Here is a 13,183-nt window from a genome sequence, read left to right as displayed (position 1 = left end):
TCTACTCCGCCGCTTCGAGGGCATGAGGGAGGATGGAGCCGTTTCCGGTCGTGCCCTTGAACAGCACTTCCTCCACCCCGTAGCGGCCACAGTCCTTGCGGCAGTGGACGACCACATCGACCAGCGCGTGCAGCAGCTGGCGCACATCGGCGTCGGCGAGGTGCTTGCCGGCATCGTGCTGTTTCACCATCAGGCGCAGCGCGTCGAAGGCGCCGGCCGCACTGTTGGCGTGGCAGGTCGTGATCGAGCCGGGATGCCCGGCGGCGATCGAGCGGATGAAGGTGAACGCCGCGCCGTCGCGCAGCTCCTGCATCAGCACCCGGTCCGGGCGCATGCGCAGCGCGGCTTCGATCAGATCCTCCGAATGCACGCGGGCGAGGCCCTGATGGCCCTTGGAGTAGAACAGTGACACACGGTTGCGATGCGGGCAGACGAACTCGGCCGTGTCTTCGATTGTCACCAAGCGCTCTTCCAGCGGGATGGCGGCGATCAGTGCCTTGGCCACCGTCGTCTTGCCCGAGCCGGTGTCGCCGGTGATGACGATGGTCTTCTTTGCGGCGACGGCCAGCGCCAGGAACGCCTCCCAATGTCTTGCACGGTGCAAGACTTCGAGCTCATCATCATGTGGCGCCGCAGGGCGGTCGGCGGCGCGTGTGGAGGCAAACAGCCCGCCGGCGGCAAGGCTCGCGACCGTGGGTGCGAACCCCGAAGGGCGGCGGATTGTCAGGCTGATCGTGCCCGAGGGCACGGCCGGCGGTCGGCAAATTTGCAGGCGCTGGCCGTCCGGCAGCACCGTGGCGCACAGCGGGCGCTCCGGGCCGACGTCTTGCGACGAGAGCGACGCGGCCAATGTCGCAATGCCATCGAGGCGCTCAAAGGTCAGCTCCGGGACCGATTGCCACGACCAGGTGCCGCTGCGTTCTACCCCGACCTCGCAGGGGCGGTTGATGACCAGCTCTGTGACCGACGCATCGGCCAGCAGTTCCGCGACGGGCGCAAGCAGCAAGCGAAGCGTGCGCTCGCCTCCCCGGCTCACAGGCGAAAACCGGCGCTGGAACGGACAGCGAACGAGTCTTGCACGGTGCAAGACTTTACGAATTGGGAGGGGACCACACAGCGCCCTGCACAACCTGCTTTCAATGCATTGTTGCCGCCCGACATGCCTGCTATTCGAAAGCTGCGTAAAGGTGATGCCCGATCTCGCGGACGAACTGGCCTTTGGAATCGAACTCGAGCAGCTGGGCGGCGGCCGCGGCATAGGCCGGACCCTCTGTATTGCCGCGCTGGAAGACGTAGACCTGGCCCGCCTTGCCGACCGCAACGCCGGCCACTTCGCCCAGGTGCATGTCGGCCGGGGGTTTGAGGAAATCGACGGCGTCGAAGCGAATTTCCGGAACCTCCTGCGCCGCGGTGGCCGTGGCTAGCAGCGCCGCGCAAAGCCCGATCGCGCGCAGCATGATGCGTCTCCCCCCTGAAGTCAGGCCCGCTATACTGTTTCCGCCCACGTCACGATAGGCACTGTCAGGCCAACAGCGCCGACGCCGAATTCACAACCAATTCAATAGGTTGTGGCGAGACAACTTGCGGTGCGGCAACGAGGCGTCGGCGAGTCACAGCTCTAAAGTGAGGCGCCTCGCGGCAAAGACATTGATCTTACGACACAAATGGCGAGTCACGCACTTGCAGTTCACTGCATCGTGTGTGGCAATTGCTCCCACTCGGAATCCTCGTTCTACCGATGTGCAAATTTACTCCAGCCAGTACGCGGTTACTCGGTTTTTGGAATGATCGGGGTACCCGACACCGCAGTTACCGAGAACCCTTCAAGTTCATCCAAATGCGAAATGATCGATCAACGTCGGCGATTCGCAGAAAAGACATTCGCGCGTGTGCTCGAGCGATTTCGCTAATGGGCCAAGCGCGGACCGAAAGACGTCGGCAGCCTTGGTCGGATAGCGGTCCTCGGCGTCTGGTTGCCGCACGCGTCCGGCCGGAGCTTTGGCCCATGAAACATCCTCGCCCGGCTCACGCCCTGTAAATTGGCGTTTTCGGGATTGCTGTCAGCGATAGCTTTGCCGCCTCTCAGACAACCCGATTTAACGCGAATTTTACGGCACCGAGGTGATTTGCCCGCAGCGCCATGATGCCGATCGGTGGTCAAAGCACGGTCTATAACACCCGCCACAGGACCGCTTGCCATGGGTTTCGAGACAGCGCTGGGAGCCATCGTTTCGATGGTTGTCCTTATTTATCTGCTCGCCGTGCTGGCGCGGCCTGAGCGGTTTTAGGGGGTCATCGCCATGACAACCGCTGGTTGGGGCCTGATCCTCGCGTTCATCCTGCTGCTGGTCGCGCTGGCGCGGCCGATGGGCGAATTTCTGTATCGCCTGTATCTGGGCGAACGCATGCCCATGGCAGTGGTAATCGGCCCCGTCGAGCGCGGGTTCTATCGCGTCGCCGGGATCGATCCGCGCAATGAGCAGGGCTGGCTGGCCTATGCCGCGGCCGTCATGGCGCTCAATATCGGCGGCATCATCCTGTTGTTCGCGATTTTGAAACTGCAGGGCGTGTTGCCGTTCAATCCCCAGGGTTTTTCCGGCGTTGAAACGCTGCTGGCGCTCAATACCGCGGTTAGCTTTGTCACTAACACCAACTGGCAGAATTATGGCGGCGAGACGACGCTGTCGCATTTCTCGCAGATGGCCGGGCTGACAGTGCAGAATTTCCTGTCGGCAGCGACCGGCATTGCGGTGGCCTTTGCCTTTATCCGCGGGTTTGCCCGGCGCGAAGTGGCTGGCATCGGCAATTTCTGGGCCGATGTGACGCGGGTCACCCTGTATTTGCTGCTGCCTCTCAGTATCATCCTGGCATTGTTCTACGTCACGCAAGGCGTGCCGCAGACCTTTGCCGCCAGCGCTGCGGCGACGACGTTGGAGGGCAAGCAACAGGTCATCGCGCTTGGCCCGGTGGCGTCGCAGCTGGCGATCAAGCAGCTCGGCACTAATGGCGGCGGCTTTTTCAACGCCAACTCGGCGCATCCGTTCGAAAACCCGACGGCGCTGGCCAATCTGGCACAACTCCTCTCGATCATTTCGATCGGCGCGGGGTTGACCTGGCTGTTCGGCAAGGCGGTCGGGTCGACGCGCCAGGGCTGGGCGCTGCTCGCCGCGATGGTCATCATGCTGATCATCGGCGCCGGTACGGCCTATTGGGCCGAGGCGGCAGGCAACCCGATCCACCAGGCGCTGGGCGTTTCCGGTGCCAATTTGGAGGGCAAGGAAGTCCGCTTCGGCATTGCCGCGAGCGCGCTTTACGCAACAGTCACGACAGCGACTTCCACCGGCGCGGTGATCGCCATGCATGACAGCTTGATGCCGCTCGCTGGCCTGGTGACGATGTTCAACATGCAATTGGGCGAGCTCATCATCGGCGGCGTCGGCTCGGGGCTTTATGCCATGCTTGTCTACGCCATCCTTGCCGTCTTCATCGCCGGCCTGATGGTCGGCCGCACCCCCGAATATGTCGGCAAGAAGATCGAGGCGCGTGAAATGAAGCTCAGCGTCATCGCCATCGTCATCCCGCCGCTGGCGATCCTCGGCCTTGCCGCCATTGCCAGCGTGGTGCCGGCGGGCCTGGCCGGACCGTTGGCGAAAGGCCCGCACGGCTTTTCGGAAATCCTTTATGCCTTCAGCAGCGCGGCGGCGAACAACGGCAGCGCCTTTGGCGGGTTGTCGGGCAACACGCCATTTTACAACAGCCTGCTGGCGCTCGCCATGTTCGTTGGCCGCTTCGGCGTGCTGCTGCCGGTGCTCGCCATCGCTGGCGGGCTGGCGGCCAAACGCCATGTCCCTGCCGGGCCGGGATCCTTCCCGACCACAGGGCCGCTGTGGATCGGCCTGCTCATCGCCGTCATCGTCATCGTCGGCGGCCTGACCTTCCTGCCCAGCCTGGCGCTGGGGCCGATCGCCGACCAGTTCCAGGTCGCCGCCGGCAAGACGCTTTAGGGTTATCTGCACATGTCAAACGCCCCCGCTTCGCTGTTTACCGGCCCGCTGATGTCGGCCGCCGTCAGGGACAGTTTCGTCAAGCTTGACCCACGCGTGCTGGTCAGGAACCCGGTGATGTTCGTCGTCGCCATCGTGGCCTTGTTGTCGACGGTTCTGTGGATCAGAGGCCTCGTCACCGGCACTGGCCAGCCCGGTTTTGAAGGCCAGCTGGTGTTCTGGCTATGGCTGACGGTGCTGTTCGGCAATTTCGCCGAAGGCCTGGCCGAAGGACGCGGCAAGGCGCAGGCGGCATCGCTGCGCGCCACCAAGGCAGAATTGTCGGCCAAGCGCCTCGCAGGGGCTGAGGGCGCGCTCGCCAAGGCATGGCGTATCGTGCCCGCCAGCCAGTTGCAGGTCGATGATCTCGTGCTGGTCGAAACCGGCGACCTGATCCCCGCCGATGGCGAGGTCGTCGCCGGCGTCGCCAGTGTCAACGAGGCGGCCATTACCGGCGAAAGCGCGCCGGTCATCCGCGAAGCCGGCGGCGACCGGTCGGCGGTAACGGCCGGAACACGGGTGATTTCGGACCAGATCACCGTGCGGGTGACGGCGGCGGCGGGCGAAGGCTTTCTCGACCGGATGATCGCGCTGGTCGAAGGCGCGTCGCGGCAAAAGACCCCGAACGAGATCGCGCTGACGATCCTGCTCGCCGGGTTGACGCTGATCTTCCTGATCGCGGTGGCGACGCTGCCCAGCTTTGCCGCCTATGCCGGCGGCGTCATCGCCGTACCGGTGCTGGTGGCGCTGTTCGTCACGCTTATCCCGACGACAATCTCGGCGCTGCTGTCCGCTATCGGCATCGCAGGCATGGACCGGCTGGTGCGGTTCAACGTGCTGGCAAAATCGGGCCGGGCGGTTGAGGCGGCGGGCGATATCGACACGCTGCTGCTCGACAAGACCGGCACCATCACGCTTGGTGACCGCCAGGCGACGGCGTTCATGCCGATTCCGGGAGTGGCCGAGGCCGAACTCATGGCGGCCGCTCGCCTCGCCAGCCTTGCCGATGAAACCCCTGAAGGTCGCTCGATCGTTGCGCTCGCTGGCACTGGCGACCCACTCCCGTCGAACGCCGTGCCGATTGCGTTTACCGCCCAGACGCGCGTGTCGGGTGTTACCATCGGTGACCGCGAACTGGTCAAGGGCGCCGTCGATGCGGTTTTGAAACGCCTCGGCTCACGAGTCGACCCGGCGGCAGCGGCAGCGCTGACCCGGATTTCCGACGATATCGCCCGCGCCGGTGGCACGCCGCTGGCCGTCGCCGATGGTGCCCGCCTGCTTGGGGTGGTGCCACTGAAGGACATCGTCAAGGCCGGCATCCGCGAGCGCTTCGGCGAATTGCGCCGAATGGGCATCCGCACCGTGATGATCACCGGCGACAACCCGTTGACCGCCGCCAGCATTGCCGCCGAAAGCGGCGTCGATGACTTCCTTGCCGAGGCAACGCCCGAGGACAAGTTGGCGCTGATCCGCACCGAACAGGCCGGCGGTAAGCTTGTCGCCATGTGCGGCGACGGCACCAATGACGCGCCGGCGCTGGCGCAATCCGATGTCGGCGTTGCCATGAACACCGGCACCCAGGCGGCGCGCGAGGCCGGCAACATGGTCGATCTCGACAGCGACCCGACCAAGCTGATCGAGATTGTCGGCCTCGGCAAACAGCTGTTGATGACGCGCGGCGCGCTGACGACCTTCTCCATCTCCAATGATGTCGCCAAATATTTCGCCATCCTGCCGGCAATCTTCGTGGTGCTTTACCCGGGGCTCGGCGCGCTCAATGTCATGCGGCTCGGATCGCCGGAAAGCGCCATCCTGTCGGCGATCATCTTCAATGCGCTGATCATCCCGGCGCTGGTGCCCCTGGCACTGAAGGGTGTGAAATACCGCCCGGCGCCGGCTGGCGACCTGCTGGCACGCAATCTTGCCGTCTATGGTGTCGGCGGGCTGATTGCGCCGTTCATCGGCATCAAGATCATCGACATGGCCGTCACCGGCCTTGGTCTGGCGTAAGGACAAAAAAGCCTTGTTCACCGAACTCCGCGCCGCGCTGCGGCCTGCGCTCGTCCTCCTAATCGGCTTCACGCTCCTGCTCGGCATCGCCTATCCGGTCGCCATCACCGGTATTGCCGGGCTGGCGCTGCCGGCCGAGGCGGGGGGCAGTCTCGTCATCGCCGATGGCAAGACCGTCGGTTCGTCGCTGATCGGGCAGGATTTCACGGGGGCCGGCTATTTCCACCCGCGCCCGTCGGCGGCCGGCAAGGGCCATGACGCTAGTGCGTCCTCGGGCTCCAACCTTGCGCCGGGGTCGCACGACCTTGCGACACGCATTGCTGCATCGGTTGCCGGCCTGCGCGGCGAAGGCGTCTCGGGCGCCGTTCCCGGCGATCTCGTTACCACGTCGGGCTCGGGCCTTGATCCCGACATCAGCCCCGATGCTGCGCGCGCACAGGTGGCGCGCGTTGCCAATACCCGGGGCCTTGCCGCCAGCGAAATCGCGGCGCTTGTCGCGGAACAGACCGAAGGCCCGTTGCTCGGCGTCCTTGGCGAACCGCGCGTCAATGTGCTGGCGCTCAACCGCGAACTTGACCGGATTTCGGCTACAAAAGCTGCTAAACCGCCGGTGTGACCGACGACCGGCCCTCTCCCGATGCGTTGCTGCGCGCCGCCCGCCGCGAAAGCCGTGGCCGGCTGAAGATTCTGCTCGGCGCTTCGCCCGGCGTCGGCAAGACCTTCGAGATGCTGCTCGAAGGCGCCGAGCTCGCCAAGGCCGGCCGCGATGTTGTTGTCGGCATCGTCGAAACCCATGGACGCGCCGATACCGAAGCGCTGGTGGCGCCGTTCGAGGTGCTGCCCCGGCGCAGCATCGCCCATGGCCCGCACACGCTGACCGAACTCGATATCGACGCGCTGCTGGCCCGCGCCCCCGATGTCGCGCTGGTCGATGAGCTGGCGCATTCGAACGCGCCGGGCAGTCGCCACCCCAAGCGCTGGCAGGATATCGAGGAGCTGCGCGACGCCGGCATCGACGTGCTGACGACCGTTAATGTTCAGCATGTCGAAAGCCTCAACGACGTCGTCGCCAGCTTCACCCAGGTGCGGGTGCGCGAAACCGTCCCCGATGCGGTTTTCGACGATGCCGAGATCGAGCTGGTCGACCTGCCGCCCGACGAACTGATCGAGCGGTTGAAGGCCGGGAAAATCTATATCCCCGAAGAAGCCAGCCGTGCGCTGGGGCATTTCTTTTCCAAATCGAACCTGTCGGCGCTGCGCGAAATGGCGCTGCGCCGTGCTGCTCAGACAGTCGACCGGCAAATGCTCGACCATATTCGCAGCACCGGCGCTGGCGGCCAATGGGCGGCGGGTGAGCGCATCGTCGTCGCCATCGGCGATCAACCGGGCGCCGAAACGCTGGTGCGCACTGCGAAGCGCCTTGCTGACGCGCTTGATGCGCCGTGGACAGCGCTGGTAGTCGAAACGCCGCGCAGCGTCGCCCTGCCCGACGCGGCGCGCGACCGTGTTGCCGCGGCGTTGAAGCTGGCGGCAACGCTGGGCGCCAGCATCGCCACAGTGCCGGCCGCCGATGTCACGTCCGGGCTGATCGGCTATCTGCGCGAGGCTCGGGCGACGATGCTGGTCATCGGCAAGACCAGCCGGTCGTGGTGGTTCGAACTGCGCCATCGCTCGGTCGTCGGCGCGCTGGTGCGCGATCTTGATGGCATCACCGTCCATGTCGTGCCGGCAATGGCCGAAGGATCGGCGGAAACGCTTGGCGCCGCATCCGCCTGGCCCTGGGCGACGACCGGCCTTGCCATCGCCATGGTGGCGCTGACGACGGCGGTGGCGCTGCTGCTGGTGCCGGTCATCGGCGTCAACAGTGTCGACCTTATCTATCTGGTGCCGGTCATCGCCGCTGCGACACTGCTCGGCCTGCGCCCCTCGCTGGTCGCCAGCGTCGCTGCGGCGCTCGCCTATAACTTCTTCTTCCTGCCGCCGATCTATACCTTCACCATCGCCGATCCGCAGAATTTCGTGACGCTTCTGGTGCTGACCGGGGTGGCGATCATTGCCTCGCAGCTCGCCGGCCGGCTGAAGCGTGAGGCCAATATCGGCGCCCGTGCCGCCCAGGAAAACGCCGCGATCGCCGCCTTTGGCCAGCGGCTTGCCGCCACATCGGATGAAGCCGGCACCGCCCAGGCGGTTTGCGACGAGATCGGCCGCATGCTGGGCGTGCAGACGGTGCTGCTGGCCAACCACGATGGCCAGTTGCAGCCGATCGCCGCAAGCCCGGCCGATCCGATCTTGGGGCCGATCGACCTTGCCGCAGCGCAATGGGCGTTTGATCGGGGCGAGCCGGCCGGCACCGACACATCGACCCTGACATCGAGCGAGTGGCAGTTCCACCCGCTGGCGACGGCGCTTGGCGTGCTGGCCATATTGGGCGTGGCGCGCGATCACCGCGAACCGATTCCGGGCGATCGCCGGTTGTTGTTCACCACCCTCGTCGGCCAGGCAGCGCTGGCGCAGGAACGCATCCGGCTCGAAGCCGATGCCCGCGAACTCGACAGCCTGAAACAGCGCGACGAGTTGCGCGTCACGTTATTGTCGTCGATCGGCCATGACTTGAAAACGCCGCTCACCTCGGTCGTCGCCGCCGCCGAAGCACTCGCCGCCGACAGTCCGTCACCGATCGCGGCAACCCTGAAGGCCGAAGCGCGTCGCCTGCGCCGGGTGTTCGACGATCTTGTTGAAATGACCCGGCTCGACAGCGGTGCGGTGCTGGTCAAGGCCGAAGCAACCGACCTTGTCGATGCCATTGGCGGTGCCGTCCATGATCTCAAATCGGAACTGCTCCACCACCGGCTGGTGCTCGATGTGCCGCCGTCGCTGCCACTGGTCGAGGCCGACCCGCGCCTGCTGCATCACATCCTCATCAACCTTATTGGCAATGCCGCAAAATTCGCCCCCGAAGGCAGCGCCATCACCATTGAGGGGCGCCGCACCGCCACTGGCCTGACGCTGTCGGTGCTCGATACCGGGCCGGGGTTGCCGGCTGGGCAGGAAGCAACGCTTTTCGATCGCTTTGCTCGCGTCGAGGGCGATGACCGCAGCGGCGGGACCGGGTTGGGGCTCGCCATCGTCAAGGGATTTGCCAGCGCGATGGGACTATCGGCCATGGCAACGAACCGGAGCGACGGGCCGGGCGCGCGCTTTACCATCACCTGGCCCGAAGCCGCGATCCGCCGCGGCACGGTCGCTGCATGACAGCGCCGATATTGATCATCGACGACGAACCCGCCATCCGGCGCCTGGTGCGCGGCGCACTGGAACGCGCTGGTCACACTATCGATGATGCCGCCAATGCCACCGATGGCCTAGCGCAGGCGCATCGCGCCGGCTGCGAGCTTGTGCTGCTCGATCTCGGCCTGCCGGATCGTGACGGACTTGAACTGGTCCCTCTGCTCAAAGCCCTCGACCGCGCCGTCATCGTCCTGACCGCGCGCGATGCGACGTCGGAAAAGGTCGCAGCGCTCGATCTTGGCGCTGATGATTATGTCGTCAAACCATTCGACACTGACGAGCTGCTTGCCCGCGTGCGCACCGCCCTGCGCCATCGCAGCGGCGCAACAACGGGGCCGCTGATCGTTGGCGGCATCAGCATCGACATGCTGCGCCGCGAAGTGCGACGCGATGGCGCGCTGGTGCCGCTCACCCGCAAGGAACTCGCCTTGCTCGCCGAGCTCGCCCGCCACCCCGGTAGAGTGATAACCCACAACCAGCTTCTCATTTCGGTCTGGGGTGAAGCACATGTCGACGACGTCGAATATCTGCGCGTAACGGTGCGCAGCCTGCGCCGCAAACTTGAACCCAACCCGTCCTCTCCGACTCTAATCCGAAATGAACCGGGCGTTGGTTATCGATTAATGGATTGAAGTGCGCCCAATCTGAGGCCGACGCATACGCGTGACGAGTTTCGTTAAGCGGTTTGGCGGTGTCGAATGACTGGTACCCGAGCGCGTTGCTAGTCAGCGTCCGGGTGCCCGATGTTGCTAAAAGGCCGGGAATATCGCAACGGCGTGAGACGATTTCCGCCCCCGGCTCCAGGAGGATTTCAAGCGTGAGAGTTTGCCACACCTTACGCAGTGAACTGCAGGCCTGTGACTCGCGCTTTTTCTCGCTGTTTCAATGCCTTTGCGGCAAGGCACCTCGTCACAAAGCTATGCCTTATCGGCGCCTCGCTGCCTCGCTGCAAGTTGCCTCGCGATAAACAATTGAACTCGCTGCAAATTTAGCCGGTCGCAAGGCGCGGGCGTTTCCTTCTTTTTTAAGATTCTGGTGATTGGCCGCCGGCATTGCGTGAAAGGCGGTTGTCGGAAGTTCGTCCGCTGGCGTCCGCGCTGCTGAAGTGGCGCTCCAAGCGTCACTGTCGATACAATTGATCGTGGCATGTGAACGGAGCGCTGTTGCCGAGGCTCTGCTGATTTGGCATTATATCGCTGGTCCACAGGCCTGCTTTTGAGCGGAGTGTGGAGATATGCCTTACATTCAACCGGCCAAGCCCGCCGTATCGCCGGCCAATGATCGGCAACTGAAACTGCCGTTCGACACGATCACGGTGAAGATATCCGTCGCTGTTCAGATGACCGGGATCGGCAGAACCAAGATGTACGAGCTGATCAAGGATGGCCAGATCGAGGCCATAAAGGTCGGTACGGCAACCTTGGTACCGGTCGATAGCTTGCGCCGCTTCCTCGATGAGTTGCGCCGAAAGACGCCGCCGTCTTCGGGTGGACGTCGGCTCGATGCGTGATGCCGCGATTTCTGCCACGCCCTTCTTGATCGGTCGGCCTAGTCAAGCGCCCCAGCCTATCGGCCCTTGATCGTCGTAAATGGAATAATGGTCGCCCCGTCCCGGAGCATGTCGAGATAATCGCTCCACCATTGCGCCATCTCGACCCGCTCTGCCCAGTGCGTGCCCCGGTGGTAGGCAGCGCGCACTGCGTCCTTATCCCGGTGCGCAAGCGCCCGCTCGATCGCATCGGATGACCATTTGCCCGATTCGTTCAGCAGGGTGCTGGCCATCGCCCGGAATCCATGCGCTGTCATTTCATCGTTGGAATAGCCAAGCCGTCGAAGCGCCGCGTTGACGGTATTCTCGGACATCGGCTTCAAATGCGTCCGGATCGAGGGGAAGATATAGCGTCCGCTGCCGGTCATGACATGCGCTGTCCTGAATAGCGCGATGACCTGTCGCGACAGCGGCACGACATGTTCCTGCCTACCCTTCATCCTAGCAGCGGGAATGCGCCACACTGCAGCGTCCAGATCGATTTCCGTCCACTCGGCGCTGCGTAGCTCGCCCGGCCGCACAAACACATGCGGTGACAGCTGGAGGGCAATGCGCGTGACGGGGATCCCCTGGCCTTCGTAGCCATCGACGGCGCGCAACAGGTCGCCGACCAGCTTGGGCTCGAGGATGGCAGCATGGTGCTTCGGCTTGCGCTTCGCCAAGGCGCCGCGCAGGTCACGCGTTGGATCGGAAACAGCCAGTTGATTGGCGATCGCATAGCGATAAACGCTGCCGACAAACTGCAGCGTGCGATGGGCCTTCTCGTCATTCTTGGCTGCTTCGAACGGTCGAACCGCTTCCAGGATATCGAATGGCTGGATTTCAGTGATCGGTCGATTGCCCAACGCCTTCTGGAGCAATCTCACAAACCAGCGTCGCTTGGTGATCGTGTTAGCGGCAAGGCCATCACGTTCGTTTTTGGTGATGTAGGCTAGGGCAACCGCGGTGAACGTGTTGCTGGCTCGAATCTTGGCAGCCTGAACGTCTCGCCTTTTCTGCTCGGCGGGATCGATCCCCTTTTCGAGCAAACGGCGGACCTCGTCGCGCCGGTTGCGCGCCTCCTTCAGGCTGACCTCGGGATAGGTGCCCAACGATATCTTTTTCTCCAGTTTTTTGGGCGCTCCGGCGGCATCCGAGCCATCGACGCGATATTTCATGCGCCAGAGCATGGCGCCGGACGGCTGCACGAGAAGGAACAACCCCTTCTCGATTGTCTGCTTATAAGGCGCGGTTTTAGGCCTTAAGTTGCGGATTTGTGAGCTAGAAAACGTCATTTGGGGGCCACGCCTTTTTGCCGTTTCGCCGTGGCCCCCAATATGGCCCCCAGAATCACCCGATTGCGGGCGTACGGCGGCGGACACTAGCGGCTAGGCCAGCCCCATATGTACTCGATTTTGCTGGATTTTTCAACGTTTCGCGGACGTTAGCGAACGGAGAAATGGTGCCGCTTAGGTGACTCGAACACCTGACCCCATCATTACGAATGATGTGCTCTACCGGCTGAGCTAAAGCGGCTCCGGGGAAGGAGGCCGCGATTATCAGGGGGCGGGGGTGCTGGCAAGAGGGGGCGCAATGTTCGGCCCCAGGCGTCGTTATCAGGGGCATGAGCCAATCCCTGCCTGGCACCCGCACCGCGCCGCCGCCGCTGGAGGCAAATGGCCGCCCCCGCACCGGGCCGCTGCGCGTGGATCAGGTGCCGCGCAGCGTGGTGGTGGAGCGCCGGTTGACCAATCGGGCGCTCGCGGCCTGGCAGAGCGCCGCCGAGCATGACATCGCCACGGCCTTGCAGGCATTCTTCGATCACAGCCTGGTGGTCCGCGATCCGGCCGGGCGGGCCATCATCGACAGCGTCGGCGCCCCGGTATCGGCCCGATTTGGCCTGATGGCCGGCCTGCCGCTGCTGCGCGATCCTGGGCTCGGCGAGGAACTGGTGGCGGCGTGCGAGCTGGTGGCGTTGCAGCCGATGCCGATCCCGTTCGAGGCCAGCGTGAACGATCCGATGGGCGCGCAATTGCTGGTGCGCGGGTTGGCGTTGCCGCTGCCGGCGGCGGGCGATCCGGCCGCCATGGTACAGATCGTGCTGAGCTGGCGCGAGATATTGTCAAAAAGTGCGGCCAAGCGCTTGCGTGCCGAACTGGCCGGCGCCTTTGCCGACATTGGGCACCTGCCGCTGGCTGGTGAGCCGTTCGCGCGCCGGGACCCTGCGCCAGATGTGATCAAAATCACGCATCTGTGGAAATGATATCAACGGCACACTTTTCATTCCGGCCGGCAAGGCGCATAAGCCGCACGA

At 64.2% G+C, this 13,183-nt stretch carries 11 protein-coding genes and 1 tRNA gene; 8 read left to right on the top strand and 4 right to left on the bottom strand.

Annotated elements, in window-relative coordinates:
- Nucleotide 1: 1 nt before the first annotated feature.
- Together virB11 and AC6UUM_RS03835 are read right to left on the bottom strand one after the other, a co-directional pair.
- Nucleotides 2-1,006, bottom strand: a complete 1,005-nt coding sequence (gene virB11, locus AC6UUM_RS03840; protein ID WP_500804023.1) for a P-type DNA transfer ATPase VirB11 — start codon at nucleotides 1,004-1,006, stop codon at nucleotides 2-4.
- 160 nt (nucleotides 1,007-1,166) lie between these two features.
- On the bottom strand, nucleotides 1,167-1,457 hold the full coding sequence (locus AC6UUM_RS03835) for a hypothetical protein (protein ID WP_500804022.1): 291 nt from the start codon (nucleotides 1,455-1,457) through the stop codon (nucleotides 1,167-1,169).
- A 741-nt stretch (nucleotides 1,458-2,198) separates the two neighbouring features.
- Between AC6UUM_RS03835 and AC6UUM_RS03830 the strand changes: the two genes are divergently transcribed.
- From AC6UUM_RS03830 to AC6UUM_RS03800, 7 genes are all read left to right on the top strand, one after another.
- Nucleotides 2,199-2,288 carry a potassium-transporting ATPase subunit F gene (locus AC6UUM_RS03830; RefSeq protein WP_500804021.1) on the top strand — a complete coding sequence of 30 codons (90 nt, stop codon included), beginning with the start codon at nucleotides 2,199-2,201 and terminating at the stop codon, nucleotides 2,286-2,288.
- A 12-nt stretch (nucleotides 2,289-2,300) separates the two neighbouring features.
- Nucleotides 2,301-4,004: a potassium-transporting ATPase subunit KdpA gene (gene kdpA, locus AC6UUM_RS03825; protein WP_500804020.1), complete on the top strand. Its 1,704-nt coding sequence runs from the start codon at nucleotides 2,301-2,303 to the stop codon at nucleotides 4,002-4,004.
- Nucleotides 4,005-4,016: 12 nt separating this feature from the next.
- Nucleotides 4,017-6,053, top strand: coding sequence for a potassium-transporting ATPase subunit KdpB (gene kdpB / locus AC6UUM_RS03820; protein WP_500804019.1), 2,037 nt, complete (start codon nucleotides 4,017-4,019; stop codon nucleotides 6,051-6,053).
- 13 nt (nucleotides 6,054-6,066) lie between these two features.
- On the top strand, nucleotides 6,067-6,669 hold the full coding sequence (gene kdpC / locus AC6UUM_RS03815) for a potassium-transporting ATPase subunit KdpC (protein ID WP_500804018.1): 603 nt from the start codon (nucleotides 6,067-6,069) through the stop codon (nucleotides 6,667-6,669).
- Entirely contained in the window at nucleotides 6,666-9,305 is a 2,640-nt protein-coding gene (locus AC6UUM_RS03810; RefSeq protein ID WP_500804017.1) for a DUF4118 domain-containing protein, read from the top strand. The genes kdpC and AC6UUM_RS03810 overlap by 4 nt, the downstream gene beginning before the upstream one ends.
- On the top strand, nucleotides 9,302-9,973 hold the full coding sequence (locus AC6UUM_RS03805) for a response regulator transcription factor (RefSeq protein ID WP_500804016.1): 672 nt from the start codon (nucleotides 9,302-9,304) through the stop codon (nucleotides 9,971-9,973). Before AC6UUM_RS03810 ends, AC6UUM_RS03805 begins: the two co-directional genes overlap by 4 nt.
- A gap of 602 nt (nucleotides 9,974-10,575) precedes the next feature.
- Nucleotides 10,576-10,851, top strand: coding sequence for a helix-turn-helix domain-containing protein (locus AC6UUM_RS03800; protein WP_500804015.1), 276 nt, complete (start codon nucleotides 10,576-10,578; stop codon nucleotides 10,849-10,851).
- 56 nt (nucleotides 10,852-10,907) lie between these two features.
- Here the strand turns inward: AC6UUM_RS03800 and AC6UUM_RS03795 are convergent, their stop codons facing one another.
- Nucleotides 10,908-12,164 (bottom strand): tyrosine-type recombinase/integrase, encoded by a 1,257-nt coding sequence (locus AC6UUM_RS03795; RefSeq protein WP_500804014.1) that lies wholly within the window; start codon nucleotides 12,162-12,164, stop codon nucleotides 10,908-10,910.
- Nucleotides 12,165-12,329: 165 nt separating this feature from the next.
- Nucleotides 12,330-12,405 (bottom strand) — tRNA-Thr (locus tag AC6UUM_RS03790).
- Nucleotides 12,406-12,493: 88 nt separating this feature from the next.
- Between AC6UUM_RS03790 and AC6UUM_RS03785 the strand changes: the two genes are divergently transcribed.
- Nucleotides 12,494-13,132 (top strand): hypothetical protein, encoded by a 639-nt coding sequence (locus AC6UUM_RS03785; protein ID WP_500804013.1) that lies wholly within the window; start codon nucleotides 12,494-12,496, stop codon nucleotides 13,130-13,132.
- Nucleotides 13,133-13,183 lie beyond the last annotated feature (51 nt).

It is taken from the genome of Sandarakinorhabdus sp. (genome assembly GCF_987265915.1).
This window is presented reverse-complemented; position numbering and strand designations above follow the sequence as displayed.